The organism is Nocardia sp. CA-135398 (assembly GCF_050955845.1).
Classification (GTDB): domain Bacteria; phylum Actinomycetota; class Actinomycetes; order Mycobacteriales; family Mycobacteriaceae; genus Nocardia.
In genome coordinates, this window is the sequence record NZ_CP192084.1 from 7669962 (window position 1) to 7687388 (window position 17427).

Annotated in this window: 23 protein-coding genes; 11 read left to right on the forward strand and 12 right to left on the reverse strand. The window is 63.4% G+C overall.

Annotated features, from left to right (window positions below):
• Positions 1 to 38: 38 nt before the first annotated feature.
• The 5 genes from ACQP1T_RS34125 to ACQP1T_RS34145 all read left to right on the forward strand — a co-directional run bounded on the left by ACQP1T_RS34125 (position 39) and on the right by ACQP1T_RS34145 (position 2023).
• Positions 39 to 941, forward strand: coding sequence for a helix-turn-helix domain-containing protein (locus ACQP1T_RS34125; RefSeq protein WP_433757121.1), 903 nt, complete (start codon positions 39 to 41; stop codon positions 939 to 941).
• A complete protein-coding gene (locus ACQP1T_RS34130; RefSeq protein WP_433757122.1) occupies positions 938 to 1141 on the forward strand; it encodes a DUF397 domain-containing protein in 204 nt (67 codons plus the stop codon). Before ACQP1T_RS34125 ends, ACQP1T_RS34130 begins: the two co-directional genes overlap by 4 nt.
• A gap of 16 nt (positions 1142 to 1157) precedes the next feature.
• Entirely contained in the window at positions 1158 to 1358 is a 201-nt protein-coding gene (locus ACQP1T_RS34135) for a DUF397 domain-containing protein (protein WP_433757123.1), read from the forward strand.
• Positions 1359 to 1375: 17 nt separating this feature from the next.
• Positions 1376 to 1528, forward strand: coding sequence for a DUF397 domain-containing protein (locus ACQP1T_RS34140; RefSeq protein WP_433757124.1), 153 nt, complete (start codon positions 1376 to 1378; stop codon positions 1526 to 1528).
• 192 nt (positions 1529 to 1720) lie between these two features.
• Entirely contained in the window at positions 1721 to 2023 is a 303-nt protein-coding gene (locus ACQP1T_RS34145; protein ID WP_433757125.1) for a hypothetical protein, read from the forward strand.
• 88 nt (positions 2024 to 2111) lie between these two features.
• On the opposite strand, the gene ACQP1T_RS34150 is transcribed toward ACQP1T_RS34145, so the two are convergent.
• On the reverse strand, positions 2112 to 2543 hold the full coding sequence (locus ACQP1T_RS34150; RefSeq protein WP_433757126.1) for a YbaB/EbfC family nucleoid-associated protein: 432 nt from the start codon (positions 2541 to 2543) through the stop codon (positions 2112 to 2114).
• A gap of 85 nt (positions 2544 to 2628) precedes the next feature.
• Between ACQP1T_RS34150 and ACQP1T_RS34155 the strand changes: the two genes are divergently transcribed.
• The 4 genes from ACQP1T_RS34155 to ACQP1T_RS34170 all read left to right on the forward strand — a co-directional run bounded on the left by ACQP1T_RS34155 (position 2629) and on the right by ACQP1T_RS34170 (position 5548).
• On the forward strand, positions 2629 to 2946 hold the full coding sequence (locus tag ACQP1T_RS34155) for a hypothetical protein (RefSeq protein WP_433757127.1): 318 nt from the start codon (positions 2629 to 2631) through the stop codon (positions 2944 to 2946).
• Entirely contained in the window at positions 2943 to 4199 is a 1257-nt protein-coding gene (locus ACQP1T_RS34160; protein WP_433757128.1) for a DUF6973 domain-containing protein, read from the forward strand. The genes ACQP1T_RS34155 and ACQP1T_RS34160 overlap by 4 nt, the downstream gene beginning before the upstream one ends.
• A 35-nt stretch (positions 4200 to 4234) precedes the next feature.
• On the forward strand, positions 4235 to 4744 hold the full coding sequence (locus ACQP1T_RS34165; protein WP_433757129.1) for a hypothetical protein: 510 nt from the start codon (positions 4235 to 4237) through the stop codon (positions 4742 to 4744).
• A gap of 213 nt (positions 4745 to 4957) precedes the next feature.
• Positions 4958 to 5548 (forward strand): hypothetical protein, encoded by a 591-nt coding sequence (locus ACQP1T_RS34170; protein WP_433757130.1) that lies wholly within the window; start codon positions 4958 to 4960, stop codon positions 5546 to 5548.
• Positions 5549 to 5734: 186 nt separating this feature from the next.
• On the opposite strand, the gene yhjD is transcribed toward ACQP1T_RS34170, so the two are convergent.
• The 3 genes from yhjD to ACQP1T_RS34185 form a co-directional block, all read right to left on the reverse strand.
• Positions 5735 to 6754, reverse strand: a complete 1020-nt coding sequence (yhjD, locus tag ACQP1T_RS34175; RefSeq protein WP_433757131.1) for an inner membrane protein YhjD — start codon at positions 6752 to 6754, stop codon at positions 5735 to 5737.
• 67 nt (positions 6755 to 6821) lie between these two features.
• Complete coding sequence (trpS, locus tag ACQP1T_RS34180) at positions 6822 to 7856, reverse strand: tryptophan--tRNA ligase (RefSeq protein WP_433757132.1); 1035 nt, start codon at positions 7854 to 7856, stop codon at positions 6822 to 6824.
• Between the two features lie 21 nt (positions 7857 to 7877).
• Positions 7878 to 8810 carry an oxygenase MpaB family protein gene (locus tag ACQP1T_RS34185; RefSeq protein ID WP_433757133.1) on the reverse strand — a complete coding sequence of 311 codons (933 nt, stop codon included), beginning with the start codon at positions 8808 to 8810 and terminating at the stop codon, positions 7878 to 7880.
• Between the two features lie 179 nt (positions 8811 to 8989).
• Here ACQP1T_RS34185 and ACQP1T_RS34190 point away from each other — a divergent pair, with 179 nt between their 5' ends.
• A complete protein-coding gene (locus tag ACQP1T_RS34190; protein WP_433757134.1) occupies positions 8990 to 9817 on the forward strand; it encodes a TetR/AcrR family transcriptional regulator in 828 nt (275 codons plus the stop codon).
• 53 nt (positions 9818 to 9870) lie between these two features.
• Here ACQP1T_RS34190 and ACQP1T_RS34195 read toward each other — a convergent pair whose 3' ends face one another.
• Genes ACQP1T_RS34195 through ACQP1T_RS34205 form a run of 3 tightly spaced genes read right to left on the reverse strand, consistent with a single transcriptional unit; the run spans position 9871 to position 11681 of the window.
• On the reverse strand, positions 9871 to 10347 hold the full coding sequence (locus tag ACQP1T_RS34195; RefSeq protein ID WP_433757135.1) for a barstar family protein: 477 nt from the start codon (positions 10345 to 10347) through the stop codon (positions 9871 to 9873).
• Complete coding sequence (locus ACQP1T_RS34200) at positions 10347 to 10829, reverse strand: ribonuclease domain-containing protein (protein WP_433757136.1); 483 nt, start codon at positions 10827 to 10829, stop codon at positions 10347 to 10349. Before ACQP1T_RS34200 ends, ACQP1T_RS34195 begins: the two co-directional genes overlap by 1 nt.
• A gap of 36 nt (positions 10830 to 10865) precedes the next feature.
• Complete coding sequence (locus ACQP1T_RS34205) at positions 10866 to 11681, reverse strand: exodeoxyribonuclease III (protein ID WP_433757137.1); 816 nt, start codon at positions 11679 to 11681, stop codon at positions 10866 to 10868.
• A gap of 70 nt (positions 11682 to 11751) precedes the next feature.
• Here ACQP1T_RS34205 and ACQP1T_RS34210 point away from each other — a divergent pair, with 70 nt between their 5' ends.
• Positions 11752 to 12597: an alpha/beta fold hydrolase gene (locus ACQP1T_RS34210; RefSeq protein WP_433762476.1), complete on the forward strand. Its 846-nt coding sequence runs from the start codon at positions 11752 to 11754 to the stop codon at positions 12595 to 12597.
• A 31-nt stretch (positions 12598 to 12628) separates the two neighbouring features.
• On the opposite strand, the gene ACQP1T_RS34215 is transcribed toward ACQP1T_RS34210, so the two are convergent.
• Genes ACQP1T_RS34215 through ACQP1T_RS34235 form a run of 5 tightly spaced genes read right to left on the reverse strand, consistent with a single transcriptional unit; the run spans position 12629 to position 17415 of the window.
• Positions 12629 to 13891: an acyl-CoA dehydrogenase family protein gene (locus ACQP1T_RS34215; protein ID WP_433762478.1), complete on the reverse strand. Its 1263-nt coding sequence runs from the start codon at positions 13889 to 13891 to the stop codon at positions 12629 to 12631.
• Between the two features lie 27 nt (positions 13892 to 13918).
• Entirely contained in the window at positions 13919 to 14797 is an 879-nt protein-coding gene (locus tag ACQP1T_RS34220; protein ID WP_433757138.1) for an SDR family oxidoreductase, read from the reverse strand.
• Positions 14798 to 14809: 12 nt separating this feature from the next.
• A complete protein-coding gene (locus ACQP1T_RS34225; protein WP_433757139.1) occupies positions 14810 to 15700 on the reverse strand; it encodes a MaoC/PaaZ C-terminal domain-containing protein in 891 nt (296 codons plus the stop codon).
• Between the two features lie 13 nt (positions 15701 to 15713).
• Positions 15714 to 16151 (reverse strand): type II toxin-antitoxin system Rv0910 family toxin, encoded by a 438-nt coding sequence (locus ACQP1T_RS34230; RefSeq protein WP_433757140.1) that lies wholly within the window; start codon positions 16149 to 16151, stop codon positions 15714 to 15716.
• Between the two features lie 58 nt (positions 16152 to 16209).
• The gene (locus tag ACQP1T_RS34235; RefSeq protein WP_433757141.1) at positions 16210 to 17415 is read right to left on the reverse strand and encodes a lipid-transfer protein; all 1206 of its coding nucleotides are present in this window, start codon (positions 17413 to 17415) and stop codon (positions 16210 to 16212) included.
• Positions 17416 to 17427: the final 12 nt, after the last annotated feature.

Sequence of the window (17427 nt, forward strand, 5' to 3'; positions counted from 1 at the left end):
TCCGCATGAAATGCCGGTGTGCTCTGCTGTGGCGAACAGTGAAACCTGATGGGAGGCGGGACATGTCGGAGGATGGATCGACGCTGGCACGGCGGCAGCTGGGAAAGTACCTGCGGGATGGACGGGAGGGGTGCGGACTCACGCTCCAGCAGGCAGCCCGGCTGATCGAACGCAGCGGCAGCACACTACAGCGGATCGAGAAGGGCATCGTGGCGCACCTGCGCGAGGTGGATCTCGAGGCGCTGTGCAAGATCTACGAGTTCGATCCTGACCACACTGCCGCGATGAAAGGGCTTGCGGTACAAGGCAATGAGCTGAGCTGGTGGCTCGAATATGGCGACGTGATGCCAGCAAACTTCGACTTCTTCGTGGGGTTGGAGGCATCGGCGCAGCGCCTGACGACCTATCAGCCCGAACTCGTGCCGGGATTGTTACAGACACCGGCATATGCCAGCGTCCTGCTGCGGTCCGGCTACCCCAACGACGGCGCTGAGGAACACGCGCGTCGGGTGCAGTTGCGGATGCGGCGGCAAACGAGAATCACCCGCAAGCACCATCCGGCGACACTCGACGTCATGCTGCGAGAGCCGGTCCTGCGAGGGCTGGTTGGTGGGCCGAAAGTAATGGCGACCCAGCTGAGACACCTCGCCGACATGAGCACCCGCCCCAACGTGCGTTTGCAGATCCTCCCGTTCAGCGCGGGATTCCCCCTTGGGGACGCGACCGGTCCATTCGTCATCCTGGAGTTCGGCACGGATAAGCAGGGACAGGCGATCGAACCGCCCGTGGTCTTCGCTGAGAATTTCACAGGGGGTCTGTATCTTGCGAAACCAGCCACTGTTCGGCGATATCATGAGGCGTACGAGGGCCTCCGGCGAAGTGCGATGGATCCCATCGACAGCCGTGCTCTACTGATGCGAATGGCGAAGGAGTACGCGTGAACATTGATCTGACCGGTGCTGGCTGGTTCAAGAGCAGCCACAGCGGTGCCAGCTCAGACTGCGTCGAAGTCGCCTTCCTTCCGAACACCCTTGTCGGCGTACGCGATTCGAAGAACCCATCCGGCCAGGCGCTCATATTCACCCCAGCCGAATGGTCAGCCTTCACCGCCGCGACAACTCGCGGAGAGTTCGACAGCTGATCTCAGAGGGGCACTTATGACGAATCTTTCGAACGCGAACTGGTTCAAGAGCAGTCGCAGCGGAGGCAACGCGAACTGCGTTGAGGTTGCCTTCCTTCCCAACGCCCTTGTCGGCGTCCGTGATTCGAAAAACCCCTCCGGCCCCGCACTGGTGTTCACCCCAGCCGAATGGTCGGCCTTCACCGCCGCGACAACTCGCGGAGAGTTCGACCGCTGATCTCGTAGGGGCACCCTATGGCGAATCTCTCGGAAGCGAAATGGTTCAAGAGCAGCCGCAGCGGTGCCCACTCGAACTGCGTCGAAGTCGCACTCCTCCCGAACACCCTTGTCGGCGTCCGCGATTCGAAGAACCGCTCCGGCCCCGCACTGGTGTTCACCTACCACTAGGTGGCGATGCCACGAGCGGACCGGGCACCAACTCTTCAACAGTGGCGTCGATGTGGTCGAGGGCCAATCGACATGGACAGACGTCTGCCGGGCAACCGACATAGCCCGCTGCAGTGTGGATGCCTGAGGCAGAGCGCCGTTATCGTCTTGTGCATGGGAGATAGCGGGGGGGCCGTCCGGATCGGGTCGTCGGTGGCCGACAACGGAATCGGTTTCACCGACCACGGCGGCCTGAAGGAGTTCCTGGACAAACCCATCGCCAAAGTCCTCTCGGCATTCGGCAAACTCCCCAACGGAGACCGGCACCCGTGCGACGACAGTATCGGAAATATCCAGCCATCAGCGTTACCGGCCGCACGGGTTACCTCGATCAGTGTGGCTCCATCCGTACCTTTCGCCGTCGCGCAGCACGGCGTCGAAACGTTTGTTCGATCCAAGCATCCAAGCGGCTCAGCTCAGCGGGAGCCGAAATCGAATGTGCCGGTGGAAGTTTGATCGTGCGCAGTCGCGTCACCGATTTCGTCCACACGTCTGCTCGAACCCTGCCGATCTGAATACTCCTGCGCCGCAGGCGTTCACAGGCCTACCAGTACGACTGGTTACGCCGCTGGTTTTGCTCGATCAATTCTTCTTCGGTGAGCTCGTCGTCGGACGGTTCATGCCTCACCGTAGGCTCGAATGAGACCGGGTACGGGCGTTCCGCAGCCAGCCCGAGAGTCTCGACCGCCGCTGCTATGCGCGGGTCAGCGCTGAGTTCGGCGAGACGCTCACGCACATTCCCACGAGCCTGGTCCAGGGCCTCGTGCACGAGCTCGGTGATCAGGTTGCCCAGTGCGGCTCCGAAAGGTGTGACGCTCTCGTCGATTCGAACTGCTTGGAGCGTTCCGTCCGCGAGCACGTCGACCGCAACCCCGTATCGCGATGCGGTGGACCGGTCGGTCATCAGGGCGCGTTGTACGGCATCGATCTGATTGGTGATCGGGTCGATATCACCGTTTTTCGGGTACAACTGCACTGCACGCTCCCCATCGTGGCTGGTACGACCGTGCTATCGTAGCAACACATTTCGTGCGGAAGATTCGTGGTGAGGGGGGTCGCGCGTGTCCGATCTGTATGTGGATCAGGCTGCGCTCGAGGGCATGGTTGCCGTGTTGAACACAGCGCACGACGCACTTGCTGCCGTGAAGGCGACGAGTTTCATGTGGGCTATCGAGAATGCGCTGCCCGGCTCCGGCCTCGGGCACGCCTTCATGAAGGCCGGTGCACGGGCCGAGCTCAGCGTCCGCGGTGTCAACGTCCAGCTGAAGGAGATCAACGACTCGGCGGGTATCTGCATCGCGGAGTACAACAGGCAGCAACAAGAGCAGGCGCAACGAATCGCGGAGTTGTCCGAATCGCTGGAGTCCGGTCCGCGATGAGCTGGGTACCGCCCACGAAGACTCAAGTCCGCAGCTGGACCTTCGATGCGTTGACCTCCCAAGCTGGGGAATGGGGCCAAAACGCACAGAAGATCACCGAGCAGCGCACCGTCGTCTCCCAGCAGCTCGCGGATTCCCCGGGTTTCTGGCGCGGAGGCGCCGGAGACTCGATGCGATGGAAGGGGGACGAAGCTAAATCGTCGTTGTCGAAGGTGGTTTCGGCCTTCGACAACGCTCAGCAATCCACGTCGCAGATCGTCGCCTCGCTCAGTTTCGCCAAATCCGCTGCAGTCAACGCGATTCGAGATGCCGAGGACGCGCGGTTCACTGTCGCTGAGGACGGCACGGTCAGCTTCTCCGAAGACGTCCTCGCATGGATTGCGAAGGAAAACGACATCGGCAGTCCGATAATCGCCAGGATGGTGGTGACGCGTGTCGCCAACCAGTACGAGGACAAGATCAAGAAGTGCCTCCGGGAGGCCGGCGATGCCGCGGGGGCTGCCCGGGAAGCGATCGAGAAGGTGTTCGCTGATGTTCCGGTGCCGCTGGGTAGTGATCTCGAAACCATCCTGACCTCATACCAAGTCGATGACGGCGACAAGCGCTACGTGATGTGGCCTGACCCGGACAAGATTGCGCAGTGGAAGAAGTGGTCTCTGGGAACGATCGACATCGAGCCCAAGCAGGTCACCGCTGCGGAGGCGGAAATGCTGAACAACTTGAGCCTTTGGGACCAGTGGCAATTCAAACAGATTTCGGAGAAAGCGCAGGAGGAAGCCGAAAAGGCCTTTCCTCCGGTACAGATGCTCGATGCTGCAGGCAATCCCGTGTTCGATAAGGACGGCAAGCCTGTTATGAATAACCAGGACAATCACACCGACGCGTTCCGCCACGCCTACTGGAATGCCCTGTTGACCCGCGAATTCGGCGAGGATTGGACCAAGGAATACACCTCGAAGCACGAGATGCGAGACGACAACCGCTCGGTGCGCGAGGCGATGGACCTGTACAACAACGAGGTCGGGCGCAAGATTGCCGTCGACAATCCGACGAAGAATGGGTACAGCCCCTTTGGGAGCGACTTGAGCGATGTCGTCAAAGAAGCTGTCTTGCGAGGCGACACCGTACTGATCGACAAGAACATGAATCTGAACTGGACCAACCAGGTGAAGATCGGCGAGGCCGTGAACTCGGCGGCCTTCGACGACCAGCCGGACAGCCGCTTGCCGGGCGCCCCTGTAGCAGAGAAATGACTGTCACCCTAATGATCTAGCTCAGTTAGGAATTCATGCGGAGAAATCTGACCCCCAGTATGCGCCTGCTCTCTGTACTCGGGCTCGCGGCAATCCTGCTCCTGCCCGTCGGCTGCGACCTGTCGTCGTCCGATGAGAAAGTCATCGTCGAACAGGAGAGTCCAGCTCTGGCGGAAGCATTCGAACGTGTTCGGAACTCTCACGGCACAGCTCGACTCGGGGACCTCATTACCGAATCCGGGATTCCGGTAGGTACGTGGGACCGGATGTACAGCTTTTCGTCCGCCACAGAGGAAAGCCTCAACGATGGTCTCGGGACGAAGGGATTGGACTGGTCGGGTCTCCCTTTTATGTCCGACTCTCTCATACAAGTATTCGTCAATAATGGCAAAGTCGTGTACGCATACAGTGACCGCAATCCACGGTATGCGGCTTATAGGGGCGCAACACCAGATTCTGAGGTGAAAGCCGTGGAGCGAACGGCAGCGGGAACAACGGAAAGCGACACCTACTGGAGCATCCAAATCGAAGAGTTCCCAAAATAGGTGGACGCAATGCAGGCGGGCGGTTTCGTGCGCCTGGGAGCAAACCGACACTTATTGTGACCACTCGGACCAGACACGGTCTGTTCCGGCCGTCGAGCTTGGTGGATCTCAGCGCCCGAGGTCCCTGTGCCAGCTGTGAATTGGCTTGGTCAGAGCTGATCGACTTCGGAACTGGAACCCGAGAGGTGGGGCAGGTCAGGTTGTCAACTATCTATGCGGCCGTACTATTCCAACACCGGCCTGGCGTTTGTTGAGGTTGTTCCCCTAGAAGCGATGAGGACGGGAATGAAGATCCAATACGTTGCCGTCGTTGCGGCGGCTGTGTCCATGATGACCGCTTGCGGGACGCCACCATCCGCCGAGGAAGTATGTGGCTCGAATAACCTTTTCAACTTCGATATCCGAAATGAGCCATTGGGATCTGGTTCACGCCTCAAGACGGAGATCAGCAAGGCGGCCGCCGCCAAAACACCGACTACCCTCGGCGACATCGCACGCGACGCCGGATGGTCTGACAACTGGGATCGAATGATCACCGTCTATTCGGATCCGGATATCCACGAACTGAACAAGGCGGCACAGATCGATCTGCCCGAAATCTGTTGGCAGGGATTACCGCACCGGACGAGCTCCGACGGCCCATCTCCGGGCTACTATCTCTTTCTCTCGAACGGACGGCGCATTCAGGCCGTGGACTGGGACACTCTTACCCAGCCACCGCTTAATCCGCGTTTCCTGCCATCACTCACACCGCTGTCCGCGCTAGTCGTGGATGAACGCGGCGAACTCGTACCCGCCGGCTGACAGCGCAATTGCGCCACGAACTCTCACTTCACCGCAGACAATTTATAGCAACCAGGTGGAACTCGGACCGACAAGTGAAGCTGTCATTTGAACCGCATCCGGCGCCAATTCCATTGCAGCAACTTTCACCGGGACCGACCCGCGCTTCGTCGGCTTCCGGGGTGATTCACAGCCGGACGGGAACACTCAGCGGCGGCGCAGGCCCGAAAGTACTAGTGCCGCAAGGGCACCCGCGCCGAAGGAGGCGGCGCTGGTGCCCATCGAGAGCCCGGACGCGGTCATGCGGGGTTTGATTACGGCGGGGGCGGGTGGGGGGATTTCGGCTTCGATCTCGTTTTCCGATGCTGTTGCGGCCCAGGCGGTTGCGAACAGGATGATGCGATAGGTGGTGTAGCTGAACACCATTAGACCGATGATCGATCCGAATACCGCGCCTGCGGGGCTGTGCAGCACCATCTGCAGGTAGAACGACGCGACGTATTTGAAGAGCTCGAAGACCACTGCGGCAATCGCCGCCGCTCGGGCGGCGCTGCGCAAGGTGACCGGCTCGCGGGGCAGGCGCGCGATTATCCAGACGAATACCGCCCACGATGCGAGGAAGCCGAGCAGTATCGATATGAGGACAAGGATCAGGCGCGCACCGGGCAACTCCGACAGGCGGAGCGTGATCAGCAGTCGCGCGCCGAGGGTGCTCGACCCCAGCGTGGACAGACCGATCGAGACCACGAAGGCCAGGCCGAGACCTATCAGGGCACCGAGGTCGGAAAGCTTGTTGAGGAACCAATTGTCTTCCGGGGTCTTCTGTTCCCACTGTTCGGTCAGTGCCGCGCGCAGGTTGGCCATCCAGCCGAGTCCGGTGTAGACACCGACGAGCAGACCGAGCGTGCCGACCGTGCCGCGTGATCGGACCGCCTGCTCGATCAGATCATTGAGCTGGCCGCCGAGTGACCCCGGAATGTTCTCGATGATCTTGTTCTGCAGCTCGGTGAGCATATCCGGATGGCCGGACAGCACGAAGCCCGCGATGGCGAAGGCGACCATCAACAGCGGAAACAGCGACAGCACCGTGAAATACGTGATACCGGCCGCGTAGTAATCACCGCGTTGCCGCTGATAATTTCCGCCCGCGCGGATGAGGTGATCCAGCCACGGCCGCGACTGGATCCGACGTTCGAGCGACGCCTTGATGTTGTCGATCACCTGCACCTGTCACGCCCCTTCAACAGAGACCGCGGTGTGGATCCCGCAAGCGGTCGCTAGCTGGATTCCCCGACTAGCGAGCCAAAAAACCCACCCGGTCGTAGACCTGCGCCAGGGTGTTGCCCGCAATCTCGCGCGCCCGCTCGGCGCCTGCGTCGAGGATGCGGTCGAGTTCGCCCTGATCTGCCAAGTACTCTTCCACCTTCGCCCGCAGCGGGGTGACAAATTCGACCAGCGCGTCGGCGACATCGGACTTCAGATCGCCGTAACCCTTACCGGCATAGTCGCGTTCCAGCGTGACGATCGGGGTGCCGTTCAACGAACTCAAGATCACCAGCAGATTGCTGACACCCGCCTTGGTTTCCGGGTCGTAGCGGATTTCGCGCTCGGTATCGGTGACCGCGGAGCGAATCTTCTTGGCGGTGATCTTCGGATCGTCGAGCAGGTTGATCAGACCGGCGTCGGTGGAGGCCGACTTGCTCATCTTCGAGGTGGGGTCCTGCAGGTCGTAGATCTTCGCGGTGCCCTTGACGATATGCGCCTCCGGCACCACGAACGTCTTCTTGAACCGAGTGTTGAAGCGCTGGGCCAGATTTCGGGTCAGCTCCAGATGCTGGCGCTGATCCTCGCCGACCGGCACCTGGTGCGCGCGGTAGAGCAGGATGTCCGCGGCCATCAGCACCGGATAGGTGAACAGTCCGACGCTGGCGTTCTCCGCGCCCTGTTTGACCGACTTGTCCTTGAACTGGGTCATCCGGCTGGCCTCGCCGAATCCGGTGATGCAGCTGAGCACCCAGGTCAGCTCGGCATGCTCGGGCACCTGGCTCTGCACGAAGAGCGTGGAGCGTTTGGGGTCGATGCCGAGCGCGAGCAACTGCGCGGCGGCCGCCTTGGTGCGCCTGCGCAGTTCCTTCGGATCCTGCGACACTGTGATCGCGTGCATGTCCGGGATGAAGTAGAGCGCGTCGTAGTCGTCCTGCATGGTCACCCAGTACTGCAGCGCCCCAAGGTAGTTGCCGAGATGGAAGGACGCGCTGGTGGGCTGGATCCCGGACAGCACCCGCTGTTTGCGTTCAGCGGCCGGGTTCGTCTGAGCAGGACTGGACATATCCCGATCTTCGCATGGCTGTCACGCGGAATTTCGCGCCGCCCAGTTGCGCGGGTCGACACCGGGCATGCTCGGGCGGCCGGTGCTGTGCAGTTCACGTTCCCGCTTGGACAGCAACTTGTAGACCGGCGCGCTCGGACCGGCCAGTGTCCCGCGCAGCACCGGCGGAACCAGCGGTGGGGCGATATGCGCGGTGCGCACGCCCTGAGCGAGCGCACGGAAGGCGAGTTGCTCGGGCAGCCCCCAGCGCATCCCGTACATCTCGCGGATGCGCAGCGGCAGACTGCCCTGCACCAGCAGGTAGAACGCGTCGACGACCTGACGCATCGGCTTGCGCTGCGGATAGGGCACGCGCTGACCGGCCAGATAAGAACCGACCAGCCGGGCCTCATCGGTGAGGAACAGCTCGTCGGAGGCGAGGTAGTCGTCGAAGGATTTGCGGAACAGCGGATAGCTGCCTGGTGCGGCCTCGCGCGGCATGCCGAACAGCTCGCCCCAGCGGACGTAGTCCTGGTACAGGCCCTCGCGTTCGCCATTGGTCAGCGGTCGGACCAGCAGATCGTGCATCACCTCGGCCGAGTCGAAGGCGAAGGCCATGGTCATGTACATCAGGTGCGGGTCGAGCGCGGAGTAGCCGGTGCCCGCCCGATGGTGCGGGCCAGCGTCCTCGGGCAGTTCGCCGACGACCTTCGCGTGCTTCTTGCTGGTGAATGCGAGCGCGCGATCCGCCTCGTCCTTGCTGCCGAGGAAGACGGCCTCGAAGAGCTTGCCGGTCAACGCGAGTCGCGAGTACGGGGTCATCCGATGCTCGGTGTTCTCGGCGGTTCCGACATACAGCAGCGGATTGACCGCGCCGACCACCAGGGCGCGCTGGCCATAGGTGAGCCCCACCGCACGCTTGCTCATGACCCGTCGGGCCATCGAATTATCGGCGAAGTAGCCGGGCTGGGACATCGCTGCCTCCTCTTTGAGCGCGTGCCGTGGGGCATAGCGCCCCGGGTGTCGGGGCGCACAGCATCTGACAACAGAATCCACCAGATTTCGCAATCTGGCAATATCCTATGCCAGATTGAGGCCATACTTCCCGACCACGATCCGATCGACCGGAACCGCAGCCGTGCCAGAATCGCCACATGACTGCATCGCGAAGCGATTCCGTGGGGGGCGGTCGGCGGGCGACGGAGGGAACTGCATCGCGGAACGATTCCGTCGAGGAGCGTGGTCGGGCGGCGGGCGGGCCTGCATCGCGAAGCGATCCCGGTCAGGCCACGGGCGAGCATGCGTCACGCAGCGAATCCGGTCGGACGACGAGCGGTCCGGCGAAACGGACCTACGGCGGCGTCTCCGCCGACGAGCGCCGCGCCCAGCGACGCACGGCACTGCTCGATGCCGCACTGGAGATCATCGGCACCCAGGGCATCGCCAAGCTCACCGTCTCCGGGTTGTGCGCACAGGCCGGACTGAACGAGCGCTACTACTACGAAAGCTTCGACAGCCGCGACGCGGTGCTGGCCGCGCTCATCGATCGGATCGCGGAGGAACTGGCCGGGGCGATCATCGGCGCCCTGCAGACCGCACCGGCCGATACCCGGGCCAAGGCGCATGCCGCGATCTCCGCGGGCATTCACCTGCTCACCGACGATCCGCGCAAGGCGCACGTCGCGCTGGTCGCGGGCATGGCGACGCCGGAACTGCGCGCTCGCACGAACCAGACGGTGCGGGTATTCGCCCGCATCGTCGCCGCCGAAGGCATCGACTTCTACGGCATCACCGACCCGAATCCCGATCCCACCATCGACTTTCGCGCCACCTACCTGGTCGGCGGCCTGGTCCAAACCCTCACCGCCTGGCTACAGAACAGCCTCCCCCTCACCCGCGACGAACTGATCAACCACACCACCGACGTCTTCGTCCTGCTCGGCGAGGACCTCGCCCGCCGCCTGGCACCGCATCGACGGTAGTCGAATGGTTGTTCCCCGAGAGACCGACAGCCACCACTCGACTGTCCTCGGCGCTACGGTTTCAGGCGGACGATGTCCGGATCGGCAGGTTCGCCCTGGAGTACCACTCGGAAGGCCAGACCCTTTTGGGACCAGTATGCGGCGGCCTCGCGCATGGCTTCGACGAACCAGGCGCGTTCTTCCAGTTCATCGATCAGCAGCTCGGCCGAATCGCGGATCACCGCAACGTATCCGGCGGCGGGGCCGACGAAATCATCGAGATCGCGTAGACATTCGTCGAAAGCGTCCTTATTCGCGCCGAAGTAGTACGGGAATTGGAACGCGGCCGCGAATTCGTCGAAAACGCGTGCGGTGGTACGCATTTTGGGTCCGCGCAGTTCACGCACGGCGTAGTCGACGGGTGCGTCGTAGCGCAGACCGCTGAGTGTCGGGGCGTCCACGGGGAGGGCACCCACGACGGCGGTCGGCATCGAAGCGGGCGCGTCGGTGGCCTCCGGGCGGGCAAGGAACTGCGATAACGGAACTGTCATCAGCGCATCCTCGTGAAGGTTTCGTAGTGGTCACCGGTGTACCAGGCCGAACCATCGCTGCCGGTGACGATGCGTTCGGCGTCGCGGGAACGGTTGCGCTCCTTCGGGTTCACATCCCATTCCTGGTAGGTGATGGCTTTGCCCGCCGAATCCTTGGCGGGCAGGGTGCCCGCGCGGTTCATCCAGCGGTCGCCGCCCTTGGTGCCTGGCGCGTTCGCCGAATCCGGCCAGCGGCCCGCATCGATTTCGACCAGGGTCGCGTAGGCGCGGTCTGGAACGCCGGGGGCTCGCGCCGTAGCGGTTGTGGTCACATCCGGGCCGCGCGCCGGAACCGCCACGCTCGCGCTGCGAGTGGTGGAGGTGACGGAGGCGGCGCTCGCCTTGCTGTCCCCGCCGCGCGATGCGAGCAGTGCGATCACCAAGGCCAGCAGGGCCACACCGAGCGCGGCGAAGGCGCGAACCCGCTTCGAGGAAATATTCATGCGATCCCGATCTCCAGCACTGCCATGTCGCGAACCCTATCGGTATTGCACCGTCACAGGGGCGTGGTCGGACCAGCGCTCGGCGTAGGTGGCGGCGCGTTCGACCACGGCCTGTTTCGCCCGTCCGGCCACCTCGCCGCGGGCCAGGTGGTAGTCGATGCGCCAGCCCGCATCGTTGTCGTAGGCGCGGCCGCGGTAGGACCACCAGCTGTACGGGCCCGCGACACCGGGATGCAGATTGCGCACCACGTCCACGTATCCGGCGGCGAGCATGCCGTCGATCCAGGCCCGCTCCTGCGGCAGGAAGCCCGAGTTCTTCAGGTTGCCCTTCCAGTTCTTGATATCGAGTTCGGTATGCGCGACATTCCAGTCGCCGCAGATCACGAAATCGCTGGTCTGGGCCCGCATATGGGCGCCGATCTCGTCTAGGAAGCGGTACTTCTCGTCCTGCATCGGCGTATCGGCCTCGCCGGTGTGCACATACACGCTGGCCACGGTCAATTCATCGAATTCGGCCTCGACATAGCGTCCGGTACCCGCGAATTCGGTGCTGGGATGCCAGGTTCCGTCCTGCCAGCCCCCGAGTCCGATGCGGACGGCACGGGGTTCGCGACGGGACAGAATGCCGACCCCGGCCCGGCCCTTCGCTCCCGGCTCCGCATGCGTCAGGTACCAGCCCGCGTCCAGTGCGGGCGCCAGCGCGGCGCGGGTCTGCTCATCGGTTGCCCGGGTCTCCTGCAGGCAGATGATGTCGGCTTCGGTGACCGCCAGCCACTCGAGCATCCCCTTGCCCGTCTTGCCCGTCGCCGCACGGACCCCGTTCACATTGATCGACGAGATGATATAAGGCACCTGACGACCGTACAATGCTGGTCAGACGAACTCCCCCGGGACATCGAAGTCCAGGAAGGGGTGATTGACGATGAAGTCAGGCACCACCAACTCCCCCGCCCCGATCAAAGCGCTGCACATCGGATCCGGTGATCCGGTTCTGCTGCTGCACGGGTTCATGCTTTCGCCGCACTGTTGGGAACAGGTTGCGCTGCGGCTATCCGCCCATTGCGAGGTGTTCGCCCCCGCCTTCGCCGGGCACTGGGGCGGTGCGCCGATCGACGGCTGGTCAACCGATGTCCATGCCCTCGCCGATCGGATCGAGGATCAACTCGACGAACTCGGTTGGCGCACCTGCCACATCGCGGGCAATTCGCTCGGCGCCTGGGTCGGCTTCGAACTGGCCCGACGTGGCCGGGCCCGTACCCTGACCGCGATCGCACCGGCGGGCGGTTGGCAGTCGCCCTCGCTCATCCAGTTCCGCGTCGGCGCGAAATTCCTGTCGCTGGTGCCGATCGTCGAGGTGGGTAAGCGGCTCGGCGGATTCGCGATCAACAATCCGATCGCGCAACGCTTCGCACTACTGCTGCTGAGCAAGAACGCCGCGGCCGTCTCGCGCCGCGATATCGCCGCCGTGATCAGCGCCGCGCTGCACTGCGATGCCATGATTCCGCTGATCCTGGGGACCGTGCGCGCTCCCGCCCTGGAAGACCTGTCGAACCTCCCGACCCCGGTGCGTCTGCTGATGGCCGAATACGACCGGATCATTCCCAACCGCGTGTACGCCCGCCGCTTCCTGCAGGAACTGCCCGACTCCGCCGACCGCATCCTGGTCAACGGGGTCGGGCACGTCCCCATGCTCGAAGCTCCGGACCGCATCGCGACCCTGATAGCCGAACATATCTACGCCAGCCGCACCCATTTGCGCGCGGTCTGAACCATGTGGTGTGCCAAGGGCACAGTTCGCGCTACTGGGCGAGCAGGCCCTTGGCTATGTGGGTGACCTGGATTTCATTGCTGCCCGCGTAGATCATCAGGGACTTGGCGTCACGGGCGAGTTGCTCGACTCGGTACTCGGTCATGTAACCGTTGCCGCCGAAGAGTTGGACCGCCTCCATGGCCACCTCGGTCGCGGCCTCGGAGGCGTAGAGCTTCATGGCCGATGCCTCGGCGAGGGTCGGCGGCTTGCCCGCCTTTCCGCGCTCGAGGGTGTTGAAGACCATGTTCTGCACATTGATCCGGGCGATTTCCATCTTGGCCAGTTTGAGCTGTACCAACTGGAAGCGGCCGATCTCCTGACCCCACAGCTTGCGGCTCTTGGCATAGTCCAGACAGAGCCGGTGACATTCGTTGATGATGCCGAGCGCCATGAAGGCGACGCCGATGCGTTCGGCGGTGAAGCTGGAGCGGGCACTTTCCCGGCCGTCGCCGCCCTTGTGCTCCTCGGTCTCGCCGAGCAGCCGGTCGCGGCCCAGGCGCACATTGTCGAAGAACAATTCACCGGTCGGTGAGGCGTGCAGGCCCATCTTCTTGAACGGCTTGCCCTGGGTGAGGCCCGCCATCCCCTTGTCGAGGACGAAGGTGAGCACCTTGCGCTCGCGCCTGTCCCCGCCGTCGCCCTCGTCGAGCTTCGCGTAAACGATCATCACATCGGCGAACGGACCATTCGTGATGAAGGTCTTCTGCCCGTTGAGGATGTAGTCCTCGCCGTCGCGCTTGACGTAGGTCTTCATACCGCCGAACGCGTCCGAACCCGAATCGGGCTCGGTAATCGCCCATGACGCAACCTTTTTCATGGTGACGATATCGGGCAGCCAGCGCTCCTTCTGCGCGAGTGTGCCGCGCGCGAGGATGGTGGTGGCACCGAGACCGATGCTGACGCCCATCGCGGTGACCAGCCCCATGCAGACGCCGGACAACTCCCCGATCAGCACCGCCATCAGCGATTCCTGACCGGCGAACGGACTACCGCCGGAGGGCTTTTCGGACTTCTCCGGCAGCGGCTCGCCCGCGGCCAGCGCCTGTGCCTTCTTGCGTTCCTTGGCGAGCAGCCGCTGCACCGCCTCCCCACCCATCGCATCGATTCCGAAGTCGCTGAACAACTTCCGAATGATCGGGTAGGGGGTGAGCTCACCGCTCTCCAGTGCGTCGAGGTGCGGGCGGACTTCCTTATCGATGAAGTTGCGCACCGCCTCGCGGATCATCTCGTCGGTCTCGGACCATTCGAACATCATCGTTCTCCTAACGTTCCCGCGAGATCAAGGCAGCCGAGCGGCGATATCGTCGATGAGCCATGGCCCGTTGGTCTCGATCGTCTTCACGTCATGCCAGCCTGCCAGCTCGGATATGGCACCGCCCTGGACCGCGAAAACCTTGCCGGTGATCGGGCACTTTTCCGAGGCCAGATAGGCGACCAGCGGAGAAATATTGGCCGGGCTGAAGGCGTCGAAATCGCCGTCCTCGATCGCCGCGGCTTCGGCGGCCATCATCTCGCCCATGCCGGGGGTGGCCAGGGTGAGCCGGGTGCGCGCGATCGGTGCGATGGCATTGACCCGAACGCCGTAGCGCGCGAGTTCGTCGGCCGCGACGAGGGTCAGCGCGGCGATGGCCGCCTTGGCCGCGCCGTAGTTGGCCTGACCCGCATTCGGGATGGTCGTTCCGGAGGCCGACGCGGTATTGATCACCGCGGCATTCGGCTGGTTGCCCGCCTTGCTCTGCGCCTTCCAGTACGCGGCCGCGTGATGCAGTACCGCGGCGTGGCCCTTGAGATGTACGGCGATCACCGCATCCCACTGCGCCTCATCCATGCCCGCGATGAAGGCGTCGCGCAGAATGCCCGCATTGTTGACCACGATATCGAGGCCGCCTAGCTCTGAAACCGCCTGGGCGACAACGCTACCCGCGCCGTCCCAGCTCGCGATGTCATCGGTGTTGGCGACCGCCTTACCGCCCGCCGCGATGATCTCGTTCACGACCTCCTGGGCCGGACCGATATCGGAACCCTCACCGGCATTGCTGCCGCCGAGATCGTTCACGACGACGGCCGCACCTTCGCGCGCGAACAGCAGTGCGTGCTCACGCCCGATGCCGCGACCCGCGCCGGTGATGACGGCGACCCGTCCTTCCAATGCACCCATCTAGATGGCTCCTCAGTTCGGTAGTTGGTCGGCGACTTCGGCGAGACCGTCGCTCAGGACGACGTCTTCGCCGCGGACGGTCTCGAAGGCATAAGTGGTGCTGCCGTTCGCCGAGCCGACCCGCCAGATCCGGGTCTGCAGGTCGTCACCGGGGAAGACCATCTTGGCGAAGCGCACCGCGAATCGCTTCAGCCGGTTGACATCCGAGCCCGCGACCTCGGTGAGCACCGCCCACGATGCGAAGGCCATGGTGCACAGACCGTGCGCGATGATCCCGGGCAGACCCGCGTCCTTGGCGACCTGCTCGTCCAGATGCAGCGGCACCGGATCACCGGATGCGGGCGAGTATCGGTAGGTCTGGTCGAGATCGACATGCTGCGGCACCACCGCGATCGGCTGCCGCGCCCGCAGGTTCTCGTCGAACTTGTGCGCCGGAGCGGCGACACCGACCGTCTTGCCAGCGTCGATATTGCGGAAGAAGGCGGTCAGATACTGCTCGTTCACCAATTCCCCTGCCTCGGTGTGGCATTCGATGAGGATGGTGATGGTGCTGCCGTTCGATCGACTGGCGTAGCCGATCGCCTTGGCCCGCGAGACCAGCTTGTCTCCGGGCAGGATCGCGCGGTAGAAGTGGAAATCCTGCTCGCCGTGCACGACTCGGCCGAAGATATCCATCGGCGCGACATCGATCACCGGCATCATCATGGCCTCGAACACCGGGACGATGCCGAAGATCGGCGAGGCCACCTTGCCCGCCAGATGCGCCTCGATCGGATCATTGGTCGCGGCGGCGTATTCGGCGATCCGCTCCTGGGTTACCTCGAAATGTTCATCGTCGCACCAGGTTTCGAGTCCGCCGTCATCGAACTCCACCGGCCGGGCCGCAGCGGCCTCCGCTGTCATCACCGGCTCCTTCTCAGGCCGAGGCCAGCGCGTCGAGCTGTTCGAGCGACCGGTCCAACTGCTTCAGACCGTCCTTCTCGACCGCCTTGCCGAGTGCGCCCTTGATCAGCGCACCCTCGAAGTCGCCCGAGACCAGGATGGTGCTGCCGCCATCGCCCTTCGGCCGGATATCGAAGGTGAATTCGGTCTTCACCCCGGCCATTCCGGTGCCGCCGAGGGTGAGCTTGTTCGGCTGCTGCACCGCGACGACGGTCCATTCCAGCTTGTTCGCCATGCCGAGCATGACAATCTTCGCGACCAGCTTGGCCCCCTCGGCCAAGGTGGCGGGCGGCTCCTCCATGAAGCGCTCGTGGATGGTGAACCACTTGTCCCAGGTCTGCGGGTCGGAGACGACCGCCCACAGCGCATCGGGAGTGGCGTTGACGTCCTTGCTGGCTTCGATATGGCCCATGAGTTACTCCTCGTCGAGTGAATGTCGTTGCTGTCTTATGGCTTTCGCCGAGAAGCGTTCAGCGGTCCGCCCGCTGGTAGGCCGTGACGACCGCCGCGCCACCAAGGCCGATATTGTGCTGCAGCGCGGCGGTGACGTTGTCGACCTGGCGCTTGTCCGCGGTGCCGCGCAGCTGCCAGGTGAGTTCGGAGCACTGCGCCAAACCCGTCGCGCCCAAAGGGTGTCCCTTGGAGATCAACCCGCCGGAGGGGTTCACCACCCACTTGCCGCCGTAGGTGGTCTGGTTGTCGTCGATCAGCTTTCCGGCCTCGCCCTCGCCGCAGAGCCCGAGGGCCTCGTAGAGCAGCAGTTCGTTGGCGGAGAAGCAGTCGTGCAGTTCGATGACCTGGAAGTCCTCCGGCCCGAGGCCCGCCTGCCGGTAAACCTGCTGTGCGGCTTGGACATTCATGTCATAGCCGATGAGGTTCTTGGCGGTGTTGTCGAAGGTGGAGGCGAAGTCGGTGGTCATCGCCTGGCCGACGATCTCCACCGCTTGCGCGGCGAGGTCGTGCGAATTCACGAATTCCTCGCTGGCCAGTACCACCGCACCCGAACCGTCCGAGGTCGGCGAACACTGCAGCTTGGTGAGCGGGTCGTAGATCATCCGCGAGCCCAGGATGTCATCGAGCGAATACGCGTCCTGGAACTGCGAATACGGATTATTCACCGAATGCTGGTGATTCTTGAAGCCGATCTTCGCGAAATGCTCCGCCGTGGTGCCGTATTGCTTCATATGCTCACGCCCGGCCGCGCCGAACATCCACGGCGCCACCGGGAAAAGCACCTCGGAGATCTCCGCGAGCGCCATCACGTGCTTGGCCATCGGCTGTTCACGATCGTCCCAGGTGGAACCGAGTGAGCCCGGCTGCATCTTCTCGAAGCCCAAGGCGAGCGTGCAATCGGCCAATCCGCCCCGAATCGCCTGTGCCGCAAGGAAAAGCGCGGTCGATCCGGTCGAGCAGTTGTTATTGACATTGACCACCGGAATGCCGGTCATACCCAGTTCGTAGACCGCGCGCTGTCCGGAGGTGGATTCGCCGTAGACATAGCCGACATAGGCCTGCTCGACTTCGCGATAGTCGGTCCCGGCGTCGGCGAGTGCTTTGGTACCCGATTCCCGCGCCATATCCGGGTAGTCCCAAGCGCTGCCGTCCTCGTTCTTACGGCGGCCCGGCTTCTCGAACTTCGTCATACCGACGCCAACGACGTAGACCTTGTTCGCCATCGAACTCCTCAC

What these genes read in the sequence shown, in the direction of transcription:
- ACQP1T_RS34135 (WP_433757123.1), top strand. Translation starts at nt 1,158, where the DNA reads ATGACGAATCTTTCGAACGCGAACTGGTTCAAGAGCAGTCGCAGCGGA.
- ACQP1T_RS34140 (WP_433757124.1), top strand. Translation starts at nt 1,376, where the DNA reads ATGGCGAATCTCTCGGAAGCGAAATGGTTCAAGAGCAGCCGCAGCGGT.
- ACQP1T_RS34160 (WP_433757128.1), top strand. Translation starts at nt 2,943, where the DNA reads ATGAGCTGGGTACCGCCCACGAAGACTCAAGTCCGCAGCTGGACCTTC.
- ACQP1T_RS34165 (WP_433757129.1), top strand. Translation starts at nt 4,235, where the DNA reads ATGCGGAGAAATCTGACCCCCAGTATGCGCCTGCTCTCTGTACTCGGG.
- ACQP1T_RS34170 (WP_433757130.1), top strand. Translation starts at nt 4,958, where the DNA reads ATGCGGCCGTACTATTCCAACACCGGCCTGGCGTTTGTTGAGGTTGTT.
- trpS (WP_433757132.1), bottom strand. Translation starts at nt 7,856, where the DNA reads ATGTCCAGTCCTGCTCAGACGAACCCGGCCGCTGAACGCAAACAGCGG.
- ACQP1T_RS34185 (WP_433757133.1), bottom strand. Translation starts at nt 8,810, where the DNA reads ATGTCCCAGCCCGGCTACTTCGCCGATAATTCGATGGCCCGACGGGTC.
- ACQP1T_RS34190 (WP_433757134.1), top strand. Translation starts at nt 8,990, where the DNA reads ATGACTGCATCGCGAAGCGATTCCGTGGGGGGCGGTCGGCGGGCGACG.
- ACQP1T_RS34195 (WP_433757135.1), bottom strand. Translation starts at nt 10,347, where the DNA reads ATGACAGTTCCGTTATCGCAGTTCCTTGCCCGCCCGGAGGCCACCGAC.
- ACQP1T_RS34200 (WP_433757136.1), bottom strand. Translation starts at nt 10,829, where the DNA reads ATGAATATTTCCTCGAAGCGGGTTCGCGCCTTCGCCGCGCTCGGTGTG.
- ACQP1T_RS34210 (WP_433762476.1), top strand. Translation starts at nt 11,752, where the DNA reads ATGAAGTCAGGCACCACCAACTCCCCCGCCCCGATCAAAGCGCTGCAC.
- ACQP1T_RS34215 (WP_433762478.1), bottom strand. Translation starts at nt 13,891, where the DNA reads ATGTTCGAATGGTCCGAGACCGACGAGATGATCCGCGAGGCGGTGCGC.
- ACQP1T_RS34220 (WP_433757138.1), bottom strand. Translation starts at nt 14,797, where the DNA reads ATGGGTGCATTGGAAGGACGGGTCGCCGTCATCACCGGCGCGGGTCGC.
- ACQP1T_RS34225 (WP_433757139.1), bottom strand. Translation starts at nt 15,700, where the DNA reads ATGACAGCGGAGGCCGCTGCGGCCCGGCCGGTGGAGTTCGATGACGGC.
- ACQP1T_RS34230 (WP_433757140.1), bottom strand. Translation starts at nt 16,151, where the DNA reads ATGGGCCATATCGAAGCCAGCAAGGACGTCAACGCCACTCCCGATGCG.
- ACQP1T_RS34235 (WP_433757141.1), bottom strand. Translation starts at nt 17,415, where the DNA reads ATGGCGAACAAGGTCTACGTCGTTGGCGTCGGTATGACGAAGTTCGAG.